This window comes from Nocardia carnea NBRC 14403, assembly GCF_000308515.1.
Classification (GTDB): domain Bacteria; phylum Actinomycetota; class Actinomycetes; order Mycobacteriales; family Mycobacteriaceae; genus Nocardia; species Nocardia carnea.
Genome location: NZ_BAFV01000018.1, coordinates 169,818 through 188,618, shown reverse-complemented (window position 1 = coordinate 188,618; position 18,801 = coordinate 169,818). Strand labels below are relative to the sequence as shown.

The window sequence follows — 18,801 nt, the reverse complement described above, 5'->3', positions numbered from 1 at the left end:
CGTTTGCCGCCCTGCGCGTCACTTACCCATCGGTATTCATGCACAGACGTACCAGAATGCTGCGAAACATGATCCTCCCTCATGTTTGAACCCGCAGGTGAGGGTGCGTCCTTATCGCACCGAAACATGAGCACCCCTCATATTGGCGGTTATCCAATCGTTATAATCCCAGGTGGGGTTACCGGTCAGTACGAAACCCCGGCCCGCGTCTTCGCGATCACGCTCCGGCCCGGTAGAGTTTGGACGGTCGTACCATCACGCGCGAGTGGCGGAATTGGCAGACGCGCCAGATTTAGGTTCTGGTGTCCACGGACGTGGGGGTTCAAGTCCCCCCTCGCGCACCACTCCGGCACGAATTTCCGTCATTTATGACAGAAATTCGTGCTCGGGCCCCCTCGAACACACCGTTTCCGCCCGCTTTCCTGTCATAAATGACGGTTGAGGTGTTGGAGACACCTCTCTTCCACTCCGTGCCGCGTGCGCGAGTGCCCATCCCACGTGCACCGCGCCTCAGGAGCGCGCGACCAGCAACTTCCACGGTGCTCCCGTTGCCGGCCCGACTGTGTAGACACCGCACCCAGACCTTGGCACCGCCGGCTCACGAGGAGCGCTTCTCCGGTGTTGGCTCCTGATCAGCGATCACGCCCGGACCGACCCTGCCGGGCAGCAACTCATGACACACGGCCACCGACGTGCACGCATTACCGGTGGCACACCAGCCGAAATTCAGGTTTCCTGGTAACAGGGAAATCCATGGAGGTTGTGACTGGCGAGCTCGGTCTGGGTGGGTGTATGTGGCATTCGTGGTCGATGCCTACGCTCGCCAGATCATCGGATGGTGCACGTCGACATCGATGATCACGGCCTCGAGTCTCCGGACTCGCCAGAGCGATTGGGAGGGGGGAGCTTCACCGGGACCGTCGGTCACACGAATGCGGCCACAGCGATACCCGCTTTCCAGGGCACGGGCCAGATGCGCGATGGATCAGTCGGGAGCCACCGGTTCCGGAGGTCAGGCCCCCTTGCCGTAGCGCACCCGCAGCACGAAACCATAGATCAAGGTACCGCCGCCGGCGACGGCAAGCGGTGCAGCCCAGTACATCTTGCTCTGGTCGCTTTCCTGTTCCGCTTTGACGTCGTCGTAGGAAAGTTCGGTCCTCGACTCGCCCTTGATCTCTACGCAGGTGTCGCCGCGCTCCATTTTGGTGCTGTTGCAGGTGGGCCCTGCCTCGGGGTCGGCCGTGTAACCGATCATGAAAAGGATTCCGCCGAAGAGGAGTGCAATGCCGCCCAGCGGGCGAAGCCACGAACCGCGAGATGCCAGCTTTCTTGCCTTCTCGGCCTGATCCGGCCCTGTATTGCCCTGGTTCGGCCCTGCCGCATTACCCGGGTCCGGGCGCTGCCACGCGGCATCGTTGGGTGGCTGAATGTAGTTCACGGTGTCCCCCACTTCCCCTGCTGATATATCGCCTGCTCGATATCGAGGGTCAGCTTATGAAACCCAAAGGGGTCCGGCAAATTCGAAGTTCTTCAGAGGCGGGTTCTCGACCCTGCGACCCACGCTACTTCCACCGTGCACCACCGCAAACCAGCGCTTGATCCTCTCGATCAACATCACCTACCGTTCGATGTGATCGAACACACCGAATCGGTAAATCTGCCGCGCTGAGGGGTACAAGCCCCCCTCGCGCACAGATTCACGTCAGATGTGGCGCATGTGCGTGCCGTGTGCCTGGCGGCCACGGCGGGCCCGGAACTGTCGGGCAGTGGCCAGTAGTGGTCGTCCCGATTCGATGGCACTTCCTCAGCCTGCTGCGCGGGCGAGCCGTTCTTACTCGGCTGGTACCGCAGAGTTTCCGGTCGTGTGGCCTAGGTCCAGCCATTCCCCGACGGACAGCACGTGCGCGCGGCGTCCGGCGTGCGTGCGGAACTCGTTCTCCGGGTCGGAGACCTCGACGTACCCTGCGATCTTGTCCGGCTGTTCCGCCTCGTAGTGCATCGGCACTGCGTACCGGGCGTCGAAGATCTCCGCGGCCGCAGCGGCCTGCCTCGGGTCCATCGCGGCGGGCAGCGGGCTCGGCGGCTGCAGGTGCGGCGCGTCGACCACCGCGCCGTTGGCGGGCAGGAATGCCACGTCGAATGGGCTGAACCGGCGCGCTATGAGCCACCAGTAGCCGTGGAACATCGTGTCGCCGCCGTGGAAGACCCGCTGCCCGTCGGCTTGCACCACCCAGTTCAGCTGCGGATCGCCGAGCCCGTCGACGGCGGGGACCGCGGTGACACGGAACGGCCCGACTTCGCGGGTGGACCAGGCATCCACCACCTCGGCTGCCAGCCGGTGCAGGGCCAGTTCACGCTCGGCCGACAGTGTCGTCACGTTGTCCACGTCGTCGCCGTGACCGGGTGCAGGCCGCAGCACCGGCGCCCCGGGCGCCAGCACATCGGCGAGCGCCGCCGCGTCGGTGTGATCCCGGTGCAGGTGGGTGACCAGCGCGGCGGTGACCGCCCCGCTCGGCATCGCCAGCCTCTCGCCGGACTTCCATTCTGTGAACAGCGGGGAGAGGTCTCGCACGTAGTCGATCACCAGCCGCTCGCCGCCCGCCTCGATTTCCAGTCCGGCCCAGCCCAGTCGTCGCATCCGCATCTCGTACTCCTTCGTCCCGGTTGGTCATCACGAAGTTTAGAGTACGTTCGTTCCCTAAATCAATAGAGAACGCCCGTACGCTATCCTTGTCGCATGTCACCGCGACGCTCAGCGGCCGAAGCGCAGGCCACCAGGGGCAGGATCCTCGGCCGTGCCGCCGAGATCGCCTCCGAGGAAGGGCTGGACGGCATTACCATCGGCCGGCTCGCCGAGGACCTGGAGATGAGCAAGACCGGGGTGCACAAGCACTTCGGCACCAAGGAAACGCTGCAGATTTCCACGCTGGACAAGGCGTTCGTGGATTTTTGGCACCGGGTGGTCGACCCCGCACTGGCCGAGCCGCCGGGTCTGCGGCGGCTGCGCGCGGTGTGCGCCAACTCCGTGGGCTATCTGGAAGCGCCGCTACTGCCCGGTGGCTGCCTGATGACCGCGGCACTCACCGAGTACGACAGCCGCCCCGGCCGGGTCCGCGACGCGGTGGCCGAGGTGTGGTCGCGCTGGCGGGGTCAGCTGCGGGCGGACCTGACCACGGCGGTGGAGAACGGCGAGCTACCCGCCGGGTTCGACATCGACCAGGCGCTGTTCGAGATCATCGCCGCCGGGCTGGCGCTGAACGCGGCGATGCAGCTCGAGCACGAACGGGCGGCTGTGGGCCGGGCCCGCCGCGCGATAGAGCGGGCCTTGGCCCAATCCTGACTTCCTCCGGCCGAGCACGCCGACCTGAATGCCCCGGCAGTGGAGATTATCGGCTCGCTCGGCGAGGTTGCCGGCCGGATCGCGGCGGTACTCGGAGTCTCCGGATGTGCACGCGGTCTGCGTCGAATTTCACTTCGACGCAGGCTGGGCCGTCGTTGGACGTCGTCGATGATCCCGTGGATTGCGCCTGATGCGTGCCAGGCCACGGTGGGCCCCTACCCGCCGGGCGGCAATACACGGCCCAGCCGAGGCCGGAGTTCCCCTCCGGATCCGGCCCCACCGCTCGGCGGCGATACGAGTCGAAGCACAGTAGTTCGCGAACCGGTGGGCGGCCGTCGGACGAGGCCGGGATTCGTCGACGGGTGCTCGCGTGCGCCGGGCGGCAACGCCCAGCAGTACCGGCGCTCAGCTCAGCTGAACTCGGACCGGAACCGATTCCCGGGATCGCAAGGGGTCTGGAGGTAGCGCCCGGGCGTGGTACCGACGGTCCGGCGGAAGGCTGCGAGAAACGCGCTGGCACTCGTGTATCCCACGGCATGCGCGGCCTGGGACACCGTGCGGCCTTCGGCGAGGAGCGGCAGGGCGGCGCGCAGCCGCATATGGGTGCGCCAACGGTCGAAACTCATACCTGTGTCCCGAACGAAGAGCCTGGTCAGAGTCCGTCGGCTCACTCCGATGGAATGCGCGTGTGCTTCGAGACTCCGGGCGTCCGCTGGGTCGGCGAGCAGGGTGTCGGCCACGGCGCGTACCCGTTCGTCCACGGGCTCCGGCACGTCGATCGGCAGAGCCGGTACGGGGTGCAGTAGGTCCAGCACGACCGCCTCGGCGCGCAGTCGCGCATCCGCGGCGAGATCCCGGCGAGTCAGATGGGTGATCAGGTGGGCAAGAAGTGTGTCGATGCCGACCGCGGTGGGCTCGGCCCAGTCCAGCGCGCATCGCGCCGGGTCGAGATAGAGGCTGCACAACACCGCGTCACGGGTGGCGCCGGTCCGGTGCACTACTCCTGCCGGCAACCACAACGCCCGGGTCGGCGGCAGCACCCAATACGCGTCGCCGACGGCAACACCGAGTACCCCGCGACGCGTCCACGCCAATTGATGGTGGGTGTGACTGTGGGCGGCGATCCACTCGCCGGATGTCAGCTGGAATTGCCCGACCATGATCACTCCCCCGCCGGGCGGGTCGAAGGCTTGGACGGGGTCGAGCATGACGACAGCCTATGTCCTCAACGCGATACTATCCGGCCTCGCCACGTATTGTGGCCATCCTCTGCCGGCGCATAGCGTCGATGAGTGCTGAAAAACCTTTCATATCACCGTATTCGGTGCGTACCTGCAAAGGCTGGGCATCGGCTATGTCGTCGGTGATCGCTTCCGCCGGCGCCGGGCGACGCCGCGCGGCGCTGGTAGTGCTGTGTTTCGTCCAGTTCATGCTGGTCCTGGACGACACCGTGGTCAGTGTTGCCCTCCCCAGCATCCGCGACGAGCTGGGCTTCAGCGGCCCGGGGCTGGTCTGGGTGGTCAACGCCTACTTCCTCGCCTTCGGTGGATTGCTGTTACCGGCCGGGCGCGCGGCCGACCTGCTGGGCCGCCGCCGCATCTTCCTTCTAGGAGTGGCGCTGTTCGGTGCAGCCAGTCTGGCGTGTGGGCTCGCCCAGCAGCCATGGCAACTGGTGCTCGGACGGTTCGTTCAGGGGGCGGGCGCGGCCATGGCAAGTCCCGCCGCGCTGTCGTTGATCACCCTGTTGTTCCCGGGCGCCGCGGAACGTACGCGGGCACTGGGTATCTGGGGCGGGATCGCCGCCCTGGGTGGCACAGCGGGCTTGGTGATCTCCGGCCTGCTGACCGACCTTGCTTCTTGGCGTCTGATCTTCCTCATCAACTTGCCGGTCGCGGCGGCGGCCCTCGTGCTGCTGCCGCGCCTGACCCCGGAAAGCCGCGCACGCCATCGGACAGGTCTGGACATACCCGGGGCCGTTCTGGGCACCGGCGCCGTACTGTCCCTGGTCTTCGGTCTGCTGCATGCCGGTGAAACGAACTGGACAGACCCCACCGTCATTGCTGCCCTGCTGACAGCTGCAGTGTTGACCGCCACATTCCTGACGGTGGAATCGAAAGTGGCCCAGCCATTGGTACCGAAGGCGTTCCTCGCCGACCGGACGCGTTCGGTCGCCAACGCAGCAACTCTGCTGTTCTCGGTGGCCTTCTTCTCTATGGCCTTCCTGCTGATGATCCACTTGCAGACCGTCCTCGGATACAGCCCGTTGCAGGCCGGTCTTGCCTATCTGCCCTACGGCGCCGGAATCCTCGCGGGAATGCAGCTGTGCCCGCACCTGAGCACGCGGCTCGGGATGCGGTGGGCGCTGCCCCTGTCCTTCCTGATCAGTTCGGCCGGGCTGCTGATGCTGTCCGGTGTGGCGGCGGGCGATCCGTACACCACGGGCGTGCTGCCGGGCATGCTCGTCACCAGTCTGGGATGCGGGCTGACCTTGCCACTCCTGGCGGCTGCCGCGGTCACCGGCACCACGCCGGAGAACGCCGGACTGGGCTCTGCGTTGTTCAGCTCCGTGCAACAGATCGGTGGCGCCATCGGGGTGGCGGTACTGGTCACTGTGGCCGAACGGCACAGTGGCACCGCAGCCGGACCTCCTCGAGCTCAGGGCTTTTCCTTCGCGCTGATGATCGCCGCCGCCATCCTCTTCCTCGGAGCGGTCCTCCTCGCCGCCCTGTTCCGAACTCACCGCTCGACCGAACCATCCGCCGCCACCCCTACCGACCGGATATCGACAGGAGGCCAGAACCGACCGTCGGCCCAGCACCCACCGGCGATCGGCACATAGACCGGGCGGCGCGGGGATCGGACTGCTGCAGATTCAGAGCGAAGGCATCCGGTCCGCCGCGCTAGCCCGAGGGGGAATCCCACTGGGCAAGGGCTGTACGCAGGGTCGCGACGAGCGGAAGTGGCTGGTCCATCATCGGGTGGTGCCCGGCTTCGGCCAAGTCGACAACTGTCGCGGAAGGTTCGAACAATCCCGCTATCTCCCGTGCCCGCTTACGGTCCACCAACCCGAGCTCGCAGCGAATGTAGAGCACAGGGACCTCCGCAGCCCGCAGTGAACCGAGGGGCGGGATCCGCCCTTGTTCGAGACGCTTACGCAGCATCTCGGGATCGAACTTCCAGACCCAACCCTCGGGGGTGTTCCGCACCGATTCCTCGGCCACATGCCGCGCCACATACGGGAGCAGGACGGCCTGTTCGGGCATCGTACGGAATCGGTCGCAGATCGCGTCCTCGGTCGGGTAGACCTTCTGATTCCGGCGGAGCTGCCCGGCGACGGCTTCCGCGGACGGCTCACGAAACGGCGAATCGATGATGATCAGACCCGCGACCGACTCCGGATGCCGCGCCCCCACCACAGCGGAGACCCTTCCGCCCATACTGTGCCCGACGATATACGGCCGCCCGGCGATCCCCCCGGCCTCCGCCGCGGCCATCACCTCGTCGGCCCAACCGTCGACCGGGTAACGCGATCGCACACCGCTGTCACCGTGGCCGGACAGATCCGGAGCCACCACACGATAGGTCGTCGCCAGCAGTGGAGCGATATGGTCCCACCAGCCCGAATGCGCCGACCCGCCGTGCACCAGGACCACACCGGGGGTTCCGGCGCGGCCCCAGCAACGCAGATGAATCGCTGTCCCGTCGACCTCGACCTCACGATGTTCGGGCAACTCCGCGATGGCCTCGGCAAACCATCCCGGAGCCGCAACAACCTGCTCCGTCGTCACAGCCATCGCCATCTCCTTCACCGCAGCCAACCCCCACGGACCATATCGCCACAGGCTGCGCCCGATCACCGGCGCCGGTGCAGGGAGCCGGCGTCTGCAGCGGCGGGACGTCGACAGCCTGCAGCCGAGGGAGTCACCGGGCTTCGCGATCACGGCGACCTCCGGGTACCGAACCGTACTTCCGTGAAGTACGGTTCAGCATTCTGTCGGCGTCCCCGGTTCGATCCCGCGGCCGGCAGCGTCGGTAGTATCGGAGCTACGGCCGATACCGGCCGCCCACCCATCAGGCGAGCGCAGCCACGGGAGTGTGGGAGATGAGCGCACACGAGGGTTCGACCCTGCCGCGGTTGCCCCGCGGTGCGCGACGGCTGCTGATCGTCTCTGCCGGGCTCCTCCTGTTCCTTATCGTCATCGCGCGACTGGTCGGTGTCTATACCAGCTGGTTGTGGTTCGGTGAGGTCGGTTTCCGCGAAGTCTGGCGCACCGTGCTGTTCACCCGCCTGTCGCTGTTCGTCGTGATCACGGTGCTTGTGGGGGGCGTCCTGTTCACGGCGATATGGCTCGCGTTCCGTTATCGTCCGCTGGTCGCCCTCCCGCGGGCCGAGGATTACCTGCTGCCCTATCGCACCATGGTGCTGCGGCGGCCCTTGTGGTTCGCTCTGGGTATCGCCGGTGGAATCGGGGTGATCTGCGGGCTCATCGGACAGTCGCGGTGGATGACCGTACAACTGTTCCTGCACGGCGGATCGTTCGGTCTGCGCGATCCCGAGTTCGGGCACGATATCGGTTTCTACGTCTTCGACCTGCCGTTCTACCGGCTCGTGGTGACCTGGCTGCTCGTGGTGATCTTCCTCGGTTTCCTCGCCGGTCTGGCAACGCACTATCTGTTCGGTGGCCTGCGGCTCTCCGGTGGGCGCCCGGGACTGAGCCACCCCGCCCGCGTCCAGCTGGTGGTGTTCGCCGGGCTCTTCGTCCTGGTGAAGGCCATCGCCTACTGGCTCGACCGGTACACGCTGCTCGCCGGCGACAGCCAGGAACCCACGTTCACCGGCGCCGGATACACCGATATCAACGCGGTGCTACCCGCCAAGCTCATCCTGTTCGCGATCGCCTTGATCTGCGCCGCGGCCTTCTTCTCCGCTGTGGTGGTCCGGGATCTGCGAATTCCCGCGTTGGCCGCCGCGATGCTGTTGTTGTCGTCGATCCTGGTGGGCGGGGTCTGGCCGCTGGCCGTGGAACAACTCTCGGTCCGCCCGAACGCCGCCGATAAGCAACGTGTCTACATCGAGCGGAATATCGCGGCGACCCGGCAGGCGTACGGGATCGGCGGCGACCGCGTCGAGTACCAGCCTTACCCGGGTATCGGCACCCGGCCGCCGCCGGAGGTTCCTGCGGACGCGACGACCCTCGCGAATGTCCGCCTGCTGGACCCGAATGTACTTTCGCGAACCTTTACGCAGCAGCAGCAACTGAAAAATTTCTACAGTTTCCCGGAGAACCTGGATCTGGACCGCTACCGCATCGACGGCCAACAGCGTGACTATGTGGTTGCGGCGCGGGAACTGACCCCGGAGGCGCTGAGCGGTAACCAGCGGCATTGGGTCAACCGGCACACCGTCTACACCCATGGCAACGGCTTCGTCGCCGCCCCGGCCAACCGCGTGAACGCCGCGGTCCGCGATGCGGCCGGCGATACCGAGAGCAGCAACAGCGGCTACCCGATCTACACGGTCAGTGATATCGCCACGGGCGCGACCGGTGACCAGCTGATTCCCGTCGACCAGCCGCGGATCTATTTCGGCGAGGTGATCGCCGCGGCCGACCCTGATTACGCCATCGTCGGCGGCGGTACCGATCCGCGCGAATACGACACCGACAGCACGAAATACACCTACACCGGCGCCGGTGGTGTCCCGATCGGGAACTGGTTCAACCGCCTGGCCTTCGCCACCGCCTACGCCGAACGCAACATCATCTTCTCCGGTGCGATCGGCCCCGATTCGAAGATCATCTTCAATCGGGACCCGCGGCACCGCGTGGAGCTGGTCGCCCCCTGGCTGACCACCGACAACAACCCGTACCCGGCGGTGGTGGACGGCCGGATCGTCTGGATCGTCGACGCGTACACCACGATCGACGGCTACCCCTACGCCAAAACCAGTTCGCTGGAAGCCCTCGCCCACGCCGGCGTCCCCGCCGCCGGTCCGTCCGAGGAGATCTCCTACGCACGCAACTCGATCAAAGCCACCGTCGACGCCTATGACGGCACGGTGAACCTCTATCAGGTCGATCACGACGATCCCGTGCTCGAGGCGTGGATGAGTGTTTTCCCCGGAACCGTCGAACCCGAGGAATCGATCAGCGAGGAGCTGCGGGCACATTTCCGCTATCCGGAGGATCTGTTCAGTATCCAGCGCGAGTTGCTCGCCAAGTATCATGTGAACGAGCCGCGAGAGTTCTTCACCACCAACGCTTTCTGGTCGGTGCCCAGTGATCCGACCGTCGACGCCAACCCACATCAGCCCCCGTTCTATGTCCTGATGGGTGATCCGCAGACCGCGCAGCCGTCGTTCCGGCTGACCAGCGCGATGGTCGGTTTCAACCGGGAGTTCCTGTCCGCCTATATATCGGTCGGTTCCGACCCCGGCGACTACGGCCGTTTCACCATCCTGCAACTCCCCACCGACACCCTCACCCAGGGCCCGCAGCAGATCCAGAACTCGATGATCTCCGATACCCGGGTAGCGTCCGAACGCACACTGCTGGAACGTTCGAACCGTATCCAGTACGGCAATCTGCTCACCCTGCCGATCGCCGAGGGCGGCATCCTCTACGTCGAGCCGCTGTTCACCGAACGGATCTCGACCACGCCGAACGGGTCGACCTTCCCGCAGCTCGCCCGGGTCCTCGTCAGCTACCGCGATCCCGCAACAGCCGGCGTCCGCGTCGGCTACGCCCCCACTCTCGCCGAGGCACTGGACCAGGTATTCGGCGCCGAAACCGGAAATCTCGCCACCGCCCCCGGTGGCAGCGCGGCCGAACCCCCGCCTCCCGGCCGGCCACCACCGGGGCCGCCGCCGGCGATCACCCCACCCGAGCAGGCGCCACCCCCGCTGGACGAGGCGTCGATCGCCGAACTCAATGCCCAGATCGAGGCCATCCGCGACGCTCTCGACCGGATCCAGCAGCAGCTGAACGGCCCGGGTGGATGAGGGCCCGGCCCGGTTCCGGGGCTCGACGGTTGCACTGACAGCCGTCTATCCGGCATCTTGGTGGGAGGAGAGCCGGGAAGCCTGGTCGGCGCACCCGGCCCGGACGTGGGCCGGGATCGCAGCCGACGAAAGACGATCTTCGCTGATGAACGCTCCCGGATCCCGCCCCTCCCTGTTCGCGCGCAGTTCCCGCCCCCCGATGGTTTCTGCATATGTCAACGCACCCAGCGGTGACGTGATCCGTTTGTGGTGCACGGATCGACTGGACGACTGGTCCACGCCCCACCGGCAGTCGACGGTTGCGACCTCGGCCGGGCCCACGCGCGTCACAGCTCTCGGACATGCACCCGGGCCGGTGGTAGTAGTGGTCCCGGGAACGAATATGAACACCGCGGCCTCGCTACCTTTTCTGGCTCAGCTGGCGACACGGCACCGGGTGATCGTTGTGGACGTACCGGGCCAGCCCGGGCTCAGCGCGGCACAGCGGCCGCGCAGAGACCGAATGGCCTGGTACGGGCAATGGCTCGACGAGGTGCTGGAGCAGACCATCCCCGATACGGCCGTGCTGCTCGGGCATTCGCTGGGCGGCGCGATCGCCCTGGCCTGCGCCTCACCGCGCGTCGCCGGCCGGGTACTGATAGCACCGGCGGGTCTCGTTCGCCTGTCGGTGCGGCCGCGCCTGCTCGTGGCGACCCTGGCCTGGCTCGCCACTCCGTCACGTAATCGCACAGCCCGTCTCCTGCAACTGATGTCGGGCCCGGGGCGAACTGTCGCACCACATCTGGTGGAGTGGATGACCCTGGTCGCCCGCTACTGCCGATCCACGCTGGCGCCGGCGCCACTGGCTCCCGAATTGCTCGGGCGCTGCCGGTCGGCGCCCTGTGTGGTGGCCACCGGCTCCCACGACATCTTCCTGCCACCCGGCCGTCTGGAATCCACCGTTCGTGACCGGCTCGGAACCGAACTGCGCATACTTCCGGAGTGCGGGCATCTGGCCCTCGACGACGACCCGGCCGGCGTGGTGGGTCTGGTCGACGACCTCACCGGACGCCTCTGATGCCTACTGCGTCGGTGCGCAGAGGTCGAGACCGCCCGGGGTTTGCGGATCAGTCGGGAAACATCTCGCGGCGGTGCTTCTGCCAGCGGCCCATCATCTCGGGAAGTTCGGCACGCATGAAGCGGTAGTACTCCAGCGTCTCGCGGACCCGGCGGCCGCCGGGACGTGCGGCGTCGAGCAGTTCGACACCGTCGCTGAGGAACCGCAGGGCCCGGTCGAGCGATTCCTGACGCCGGCTGGTGATCGCGTACCAGACATCCTCGTCGTAGACCCGATAGGTGTCGGCGCGCTCCCCGGGCTCGCGTTCCCGGCCGAGCAACCCGGCTTGGACGAGGTAGCGGACAGCGCCCGAGATCGCGGCGGGGCTGACCTGGAGCCCGGTCGAGAGTTCTTGGGCGGTGTAGCGGTCGGCATCGTCTGCGAGGACGTAGGCGAAGACCCGGGCCGCCATCCGCGGTGTGCCCGTGTCCGCGAGCAACAACGCGAATTGCTCGACGAACCGCAGGACCGCCTGTTCCTGCTGGTCCTGCTCGTCCACACAGACCTCCTCTACCCCTATCGACACATGCAGTTACATCATAGCCTTCAAACTATTCACACATTTGTGAAAGAAATGTACGCTGAAAGGTATGAATACCGCCGTCGCAATCTCCGGGTTGCGCAAGACTTTTGGCCGCACCACCGCGCTCGACGGCCTGGACCTCGACGTTCGGCGAGGTGAGGTCCACGGCTTCCTCGGCCCGAACGGCGCCGGGAAGACCACGACCATCCGGGTCCTACTCGGACTCCTACGCCCCGACGGCGGCTCGGTCGAACTACTCGGCGGGAATCCCTGGCGGGACGCGGTCGCGTTGCACCGCCGCCTGGCCTACGTCCCCGGCGATGTGGAACTGTGGCCGAATCTCACCGGCGGAGAGGCGATCGACGTATTCGCCCGGCTGCGCGGCGCGGTGAACACGACCCGTCGCGAAGAGCTGATCGAACGGTTCGACCTGGACCCGACGAAGAAGGCCCGCACCTACTCCAAGGGCAACCGGCAGAAGGTCGCCCTGATCGCGGCACTGGCCTCGGACGCGGATCTGTTCCTGCTCGACGAACCCACCGCCGGACTCGACCCCCTGATGGAGGTCGTGTTCCAGGAGGTGGTCGCCGACGTGAAGACCCGGGGCGGCACGGTCCTGCTCTCCAGCCATATCCTGGCGCAGGTCGAGAAACTCGCCGACCGGGTGAGCATCATCCGCAGCGGCCGGGTCGTGCAGACCGGCACCCTCACCGAGCTCCGGCATCTGACCCGCACCACGGTCGAAGCGGTGACCGAACGCCCCATCGAGGACCTGAGTGCACTGGCCGGCGTCCACAATGTGATCACCGAGGACAGCCGGATCCGTTTCGATGTCGACGCCGACGCACTCGACCCCGCGATCGCCGCGATCAGCCGCGCCGGTATCCGCGCGCTCACCAGCCACCCGCCCACACTCGAAGAGCTCATGCTGCGTCATTACGGCGACGAACTCGCCGCCGCGGGCAACGGAGCAGACGAATGACCACCACGGCACTACATTCCGGCACACCTGCCGCAGCGCCGATCGATCCGCAGCAGACCACGTGGCGCGCCGCCCTGGCCGGTATCGGCACGCTGATACGGCTCGATCTGCGCCGGGACCGGATCAAACTCCCGGCGTGGGTTCTGGGTATCGCGCTGATGAGCGTCTACTACGCCTCGGCCCTGCAACAGGTGTACACAACCCCCGAAGACCTGCGGGCGGTCAGTCAGTTCAGTGAGGGAGTCGTCGGCGCGCTGATCTCGGGTCCCGGATACGGCCTGACCGACCCCACCATCGAATCGGTGATCGTCGCCGTCTACGGCCTGTACTACCTGCTGCTCGCCGCTCTGATGAATATCCTGCTCATCTCCCGGCACACCCGCGTCGAAGAACAGACCGGACGTGCCGAACTCGTCCGCGCCAATGCCGTCGGACGCCACGCCCAGCTCACCGCCGCACTCGTCATCGCGGTTATCGCGAACCTCGCGGTGACACTGCTGATCGCCGGTTCGTTCGCCGCGGCCGGACTCGGCACCTCCGACGCCTTGCTGTTCGGTGCCAGTGTCGGTGCGGCGGGTCTGGTCTTCGCCGCAATCACCGCGGTCACGGTGCAGATCACCGAATACTCCCGCGCCGCATCCGGACTCGCGGGTCTGGCACTGGGCATCGCCTATGTCATCCGCGCCGCCGGCGATGCCGTCCGCGAAGGCGGCAGCGCCCTGTCGTGGCTGTCCCCGCTGGCCTGGTCGCAGCAGACCCGCGCCTACGCCGACGGCCGCTGGTGGCCGCTGCTGCTTTCGGTCGCGCTGGTTCTGGTGGTCACCGCGGCGGCCTACTTCCTCTCCTCGCGCCGCGATCTCGGTGCCGGGCTGGTACCGCCACGTCCCGGCCACCGGGAGGCCCCGGGCTGGCTGGCCACACCGGTGGCGCTGGCGGCCCGACTACAGCGGGCCGGGCTCATCGGCTGGGCCTGCGCTCTGGTTGCCAGTGGAGCGCTCTACGGCGGAATCGGCAACACCATCGTCGATTCTTTCGATGACCTTCCCGACCAGGTCATCGACGTCATGGGCGGCGACGCGAGCCGTATGCTCGACGGTTATCTCGGCACCATGGCCTTCTTCGACGCACTGCTGGTCACGGTTTTCGCAATCCTCGCCGTGCAATCCCTGCGCACGGAGGAAACTGCCGGCCGCACCGAACCGGTGCTCGCCACCGCGACCGGCCGGGTCGCCTGGTTCGCCGGATACATCGGTGTCGCGGCGCTCGGCGTGCTTGCCCTACTCGCCACGACAGGCCTCGCCCTCGGAACTGCGCTGGCGCTGTCGGTCGGCGACGCCGGCTACGTCGTCGACGGTCTCCTATCCCACCTCGTATTCGCGCCCGCGGTGTTGCTGGTCCTGGCGATCGCCGCCCTGCTCTACGGCGTCTTCCCGCAGGCGATCGGCGCCACCTGGGCACTGTTCGGGTTCGCCCTGATTCTCGGCTTCTTCGGCCCGATCATGAATCTGCCGCAGTGGGTCCACGACCTGTCCCCGTTCCAGCACATCGCCCGCATCCCGATGGAAGAGCTCCGCTGGCCGGCGTTGATCGTGCTGACCGTTCTGGCGGCCGTATCCGCCGCCGTCGGCGCCTATCGTTTCCGGGAGCGCGACCTGGACACCCCCTGACCATCGGCGGCCGCCGGGGCTACGAGCGCGTTTCGCTGCCCCGGCCCGGAAACAGTCCGTCCCGGCGCGTGTTCCGCGCCGGGACAGGTCAGGCCACCTTTGTCAGGGTGCGACTGTGACCGGTTCCTCGGCAGCAGCGCCGGTTGGGCGTTTGCCGAAGTACAACAGCCCGGCGGCGAGCGCGCCGACGAACAGCGCAAGCATGCCTGCGAACAGCCAGCCGACGCCGAAGTTGGCGATGATGGGAATCGCCCCGGCAGTGACGAGACCGCCTCCGAAGAACGGTTCCATGATCAGCTGTTTGTACCCGAACGCCTGATACGCCGGGGTCTTCAGGTCCGGGTCGACCACCCGCAGCAGGATCAGTCCGGTGGAGGTCACCCCCATGGCCTGCCCGACATCGGCGATCCCGCGTTCGAACCAGAAATCCGGCAGCATCCGGCGCGCCAGGAAAATGAACGCACCGCCCGTCCAGACCAGTCCGGTGACAGCCAGCAGGATGAACGGTCCCATATTCGCCGCGATCGCCGTCAGCGACAAGGTGCCCAGGGCGGCGATGACCAGTACATCGAGGCTGAAGCCCTGCAGTCGCTCGATCATCTGCACATCCACGATCTCCTCGCGGTCGAACGCCTGAATCAAGCCCTGCACGATGATCCCGCCGATCATGGCGATCGGGAACAACGGCACGTGGGCGAACAATTCGAAGCTGTCGGCCCACAGCTTGGACTCCACCCACTGCACCCCGGTCAGCATCAGCCAACCGATGAGCACCGCCACCGCGAGCAACCCGAAATGCAGTGTCAACGGCTCGATAGAGGAGGGATTCACCGTCAGCGTGCCCGCGGAACGACGCCGCTCCTTCTCCACCAGACCCGCACGCTCGGCAACCGAAGGTTCCGCGTCCACGCGCAATTCGGTGGTCTTACCGGTGCGGACACCCCAGTTGATCAACGCGATCCCGCAGATGATGCCGGACAGAACGCCCACCGTTGCCAGGCCCAGCGCCAGATCCTGCCCCTCGGGGAAACCGAATTCCTCGAACGTGCCTGCCATACCCGCGGCGGTGCCGTGTCCACCCTCGAAACCGATTTCGATCAGGGTTCCCGCCATCGCAGGCAGCCCGAACACCGGACCGAGCACCAGAATCGCCAGCAGCAGACCGAACACGTACTGACCGCTGGCCACTGTCATACCGAAAGCGATCTGCGGCCCGGCCACCCGAAACGCCTTTCGCGGCGACGGCAGCTTATGTCCCATCAACAGGCCGGCGAACACCAGCGAGATCAGCAGCCCCGGCAGGGTTTTCCACACCTCGATGATCTCCGGGGTCAGCAACCCCGATTCGGCGAACCGGTCGGTGCCGAACAGCCCGGCGATCCGGCCGAAGACATCCGGCCCGATCATCAGGGCCAGCGCCCCGCCGATGATCGAACTGGGAATGAACAACTTCTGCGCCAATCGCCATTTGACTCTGATGATCTTGGCGATCAGCATCAGCACACCCAGCAACAACAGTGCGAAACCAATTGCATTCGGAGACATATCCACCTGCTTCCGTCATAGCGACACCGAACACATCCCGCAGCGCGTGCCTATGGGTGTGATGATGAGCGAAGCGTGCCGTTGTTTGACGGTACAATAGAGATTGGTCCGGCGATTTGTAAACCCTTCCTGCTGACGGAGGTACCGACCCCGCGAACGAGGCCCACCCACCACTCGACCTGCCCGCTTCCGGCCCGACTCCACCAAAGCGACTTCAACCCAAACGCATACACGGAAAACCCGCGGCCGACAGGCGGCCGCGGGGATCCGGAAACGCAGGTCAGGACCGCAGGTCACGCCGGTTGAACCGGAGGAACCCCAGGCATACCAGGGCGGCACTCACCGCCAACAGGATGGCCGCATCGGCCCACTGCATCCCGTTGCGCAGCGGCTCGCCACCGATGTAGTAGTGGAACGGCGAGAAATATTTCAGCCAGTCCGCACCGATCACCCCGGCGAGGTTGCCCGCGATGTAGGTGAGCACCCCGATGCCCACCGAGATACCCAGTACCGGACCGCGTTTGCCGAGCGCGGCCCCCAATCCGACACCCAGCGCGCCGAAGGCGATCCCGAGCAGCGCCAACTGCACGCACTGGGCGGCGAGTTCGGCGATCCCGATCGATTCCAGCTCGGCACCGGACCGGATCGCCAGCATGCCGGCGAACACGAGGGCCGCGATGGCGACGGCGCCGGTGACCAGCCCGGCGAACCGCTCCACGGCCAGCCTGGTCCGGCCGACCGGATGGGCCAGCAATAGGTCGAGATAGCCGGTTTCCTCGTCCCCGGCAACAGCACGGGCACCGAAGGTGACCCCGAACGCCATCACGAGCAACGGCAGCAGGAGACCGAAAACCGTCGATCCCAGATACCCTGCGGCCGAGCCGATATCCTCCATCCGCAACGCTTCACGCATCGCTTCGGGGTAGTTCTGGACGGTTTCGGCCAACCCGCTGCTACCACCGACCTGCGGATAGAACGCGGCGTACATCAGGCCGACTACCGCGGTGCCGATCGACCACGCCGCCAGGGCGCGGCGGTTGTCAGCAAGGGTCCGGGTGTAGATATCAGGCAGCATCGGCTTCTCCGGTGTAGTAGCTGTGGAACAGATCCTCGAGGGCGGGTTCGGTGACCAACAGGCCCGCGACATGGTGACCGGCCAGGGCGCGAAGTAGCGCGTCCGGGCTGCCGGTGACCTGACAGCGCAGGGTCGAACCCACGATCCGTACATCGGCGACCCCGGACAGACCGGTGAATGCGGCCGTGTCGACGGGCCCGGTGAAGGTGACTTCGACATCACGGACGGCGTCGGCGCGCAAACCGGCGACAGTGTCGAGAGCGACCAGGCGGCCCTCACGGATGATGGCCACGCGATCGGCGACCGCTTCGACCTCGCTCATGATGTGACTGGACATGAACACCGTCTGCCCGCCCGCGGCGGCCTCGACGACCATATCGAGGAAGATCTGCTGCGCCAAGGGATCCAAGCCAGAGGTGGGTTCGTCGAGGATGAGCAGTTCGGGCTCGTGCATGAATGCCTGCACCAGCCCGACCTTCTGCCGGTTACCCTTCGACAGCGCCGAGATCTGCTTGCTCTGATCCAGCTCCAGCCGCTCACACAGGGCGTCGATCCGTTCGGCGCCCGCTCCCCCACGCAAGGCGGCGAGGAAGCGCAGTGTCGCCCCGACCTTCTGCCGTCCGGGTGCGACGAAATCCCCGGCGAGATAGCCGATCCGCTCGTGTAATGCCACCGCGTCGGCGCGGGGATCCAGGCCGAGTACACGGGCGCTGCCGCCGGTCGGGCGAATGAGGTCCAGCAGCAGGCGGATGGTCGTGGATTTTCCGGCGCCGTTGGGGCCCAGATAGCCGAACACCTCGCCTTGTTCGACCGACAGTGACAGTTCGACCAGACCTCGGGACGAGCCGTAGGTCTTCGTGAGCCCGTTCAGCTCGATTGCTTTCACCATGAGGCAGAAATTATCGAACTTTCAGAGATTTGTAAACACTCAGAGTATTCGAAGCTCTGATACCTTCGGGGGTATGGGAACGAACGAGCGATTGCGGGAAGCCGCGGAGAAGCTGGCACTGACACTCTCGGCCGGCGGCGGGATGCAGCGATCGACCGCACGCGTACTGACAGCGCTGCTCTACACCGAACAGGACACGATGACCGCCGCCGACCTGTGCGCGGAACTGTCGATCAGCTCCGGCGCGGTATCGACCGCCATCAAACATCTGATGCCGGTCGGCCTGATCGAACGGGTCCCCGCGCCGGGCAGCCGCCGCGACCACTACCGTTTCCGCGCCGGCGCCTGGGCTGCACTGATGTCACAGCAGAACACGATGCTGGCCACCATGCGCGATTCGGCGCAGGAAGGCATCGACGCCACCGGCCCGGACACCGTCACCGCGCGGCGTCTGCACGAAATGCAGGACTTCTACACCTTCATGCTCAACGAACTCGTCCCCCTGATCGAGCGATGGCGCGAGCAATACGCTGCCGACCACCCCCCGAGTTGACCCCCGGGCGATCCCGGAAACGCAGCGAACGATGCCCTGGTCAGGACGGCCCGGCCGCGTTCCCGATGCACTCCCCTGCCGGTGTGTTGCCGAACACTTCCAGTGAGCGAGAACAAGCAGTCCGGCGCTGC

15 protein-coding genes and 1 tRNA gene are annotated in these 18,801 nt (G+C 66.3%); 8 read left to right on the top strand and 8 right to left on the bottom strand.

All coding sequences use genetic code 11. The features are described 5' to 3' along the window. Nucleotides 1-259 precede the first annotated feature (259 nt). Nucleotides 260-344, top strand: a tRNA-Leu gene (locus ON22_RS06245). 668 nt (nt 345-1,012) lie between these two features. Here ON22_RS06245 and ON22_RS06240 read toward each other — a convergent pair. After that, nucleotides 1,013-1,438, bottom strand: a complete 426-nt coding sequence (locus ON22_RS06240; protein WP_156052374.1) for a hypothetical protein — start codon at nt 1,436-1,438, stop codon at nt 1,013-1,015. Nucleotides 1,439-1,831: 393 nt separating this feature from the next. Beyond that, a complete protein-coding gene (locus tag ON22_RS06235) occupies nt 1,832-2,644 on the bottom strand; it encodes an MBL fold metallo-hydrolase (RefSeq protein ID WP_033245998.1) in 813 nt (270 codons plus the stop codon). 93 nt (nt 2,645-2,737) lie between these two features. Here ON22_RS06235 and ON22_RS06230 point away from each other — a divergent pair, with 93 nt between their 5' ends. Continuing rightward, nucleotides 2,738-3,340, top strand: a complete 603-nt coding sequence (locus ON22_RS06230; RefSeq protein ID WP_033245997.1) for a TetR/AcrR family transcriptional regulator — start codon at nt 2,738-2,740, stop codon at nt 3,338-3,340. Nucleotides 3,341-3,750: 410 nt separating this feature from the next. Here the strand turns inward: ON22_RS06230 and ON22_RS06225 are convergent, their stop codons facing one another. Further along, nucleotides 3,751-4,548 (bottom strand): AraC family transcriptional regulator, encoded by a 798-nt coding sequence (locus ON22_RS06225; protein ID WP_051157208.1) that lies wholly within the window; start codon nt 4,546-4,548, stop codon nt 3,751-3,753. A gap of 146 nt (nt 4,549-4,694) precedes the next feature. Between ON22_RS06225 and ON22_RS06220 the strand changes: the two genes are divergently transcribed. Then, nucleotides 4,695-6,179, top strand: a complete 1,485-nt coding sequence (locus ON22_RS06220) for an MFS transporter (RefSeq protein ID WP_081595369.1) — start codon at nt 4,695-4,697, stop codon at nt 6,177-6,179. 61 nt (nt 6,180-6,240) lie between these two features. On the opposite strand, the gene ON22_RS06215 is transcribed toward ON22_RS06220, so the two are convergent. Beyond that, nucleotides 6,241-7,134, bottom strand: coding sequence for an alpha/beta fold hydrolase (locus ON22_RS06215; protein ID WP_033246076.1), 894 nt, complete (start codon nt 7,132-7,134; stop codon nt 6,241-6,243). Between the two features lie 308 nt (nt 7,135-7,442). Between ON22_RS06215 and ON22_RS06210 the strand changes: the two genes are divergently transcribed. Then, on the top strand, nt 7,443-10,340 hold the full coding sequence (locus ON22_RS06210; protein ID WP_033246075.1) for a UPF0182 family protein: 2,898 nt from the start codon (nt 7,443-7,445) through the stop codon (nt 10,338-10,340). 145 nt (nt 10,341-10,485) lie between these two features. Then, nucleotides 10,486-11,397 carry an alpha/beta fold hydrolase gene (locus tag ON22_RS06205; protein ID WP_081595368.1) on the top strand — a complete coding sequence of 304 codons (912 nt, stop codon included), beginning with the start codon at nt 10,486-10,488 and terminating at the stop codon, nt 11,395-11,397. Nucleotides 11,398-11,446: 49 nt separating this feature from the next. Here the strand turns inward: ON22_RS06205 and ON22_RS06200 are convergent, their stop codons facing one another. Next, nucleotides 11,447-11,935 carry a GbsR/MarR family transcriptional regulator gene (locus tag ON22_RS06200; protein WP_051157207.1) on the bottom strand — a complete coding sequence of 163 codons (489 nt, stop codon included), beginning with the start codon at nt 11,933-11,935 and terminating at the stop codon, nt 11,447-11,449. Between the two features lie 91 nt (nt 11,936-12,026). On the opposite strand from ON22_RS06200, the gene ON22_RS06195 reads away from it, so the two are divergent. Next, nucleotides 12,027-12,941: an ABC transporter ATP-binding protein gene (locus tag ON22_RS06195; RefSeq protein ID WP_033245996.1), complete on the top strand. Its 915-nt coding sequence runs from the start codon at nt 12,027-12,029 to the stop codon at nt 12,939-12,941. Further along, on the top strand, nt 12,938-14,608 hold the full coding sequence (locus ON22_RS06190) for an ABC transporter permease (RefSeq protein ID WP_231508692.1): 1,671 nt from the start codon (nt 12,938-12,940) through the stop codon (nt 14,606-14,608). The genes ON22_RS06195 and ON22_RS06190 overlap by 4 nt, the downstream gene beginning before the upstream one ends. A gap of 102 nt (nt 14,609-14,710) precedes the next feature. Here ON22_RS06190 and ON22_RS06185 read toward each other — a convergent pair whose 3' ends face one another. The 3 genes from ON22_RS06185 to ON22_RS06175 all read right to left on the bottom strand — a co-directional run bounded on the left by ON22_RS06185 (nt 14,711) and on the right by ON22_RS06175 (nt 18,117). Further along, nucleotides 14,711-16,153 carry a sodium/glutamate symporter gene (locus ON22_RS06185; protein WP_033246071.1) on the bottom strand — a complete coding sequence of 481 codons (1,443 nt, stop codon included), beginning with the start codon at nt 16,151-16,153 and terminating at the stop codon, nt 14,711-14,713. A gap of 280 nt (nt 16,154-16,433) precedes the next feature. Next, entirely contained in the window at nt 16,434-17,228 is a 795-nt protein-coding gene (locus ON22_RS06180; RefSeq protein ID WP_033245995.1) for a DUF2705 family protein, read from the bottom strand. Next, nucleotides 17,218-18,117 (bottom strand): ABC transporter ATP-binding protein, encoded by a 900-nt coding sequence (locus ON22_RS06175; RefSeq protein ID WP_033245994.1) that lies wholly within the window; start codon nt 18,115-18,117, stop codon nt 17,218-17,220. Before ON22_RS06175 ends, ON22_RS06180 begins: the two co-directional genes overlap by 11 nt. A 73-nt stretch (nt 18,118-18,190) precedes the next feature. Between ON22_RS06175 and ON22_RS06170 the strand changes: the two genes are divergently transcribed. Further along, nucleotides 18,191-18,670: a GbsR/MarR family transcriptional regulator gene (locus tag ON22_RS06170; protein WP_033245993.1), complete on the top strand. Its 480-nt coding sequence runs from the start codon at nt 18,191-18,193 to the stop codon at nt 18,668-18,670. Nucleotides 18,671-18,801: the final 131 nt, after the last annotated feature.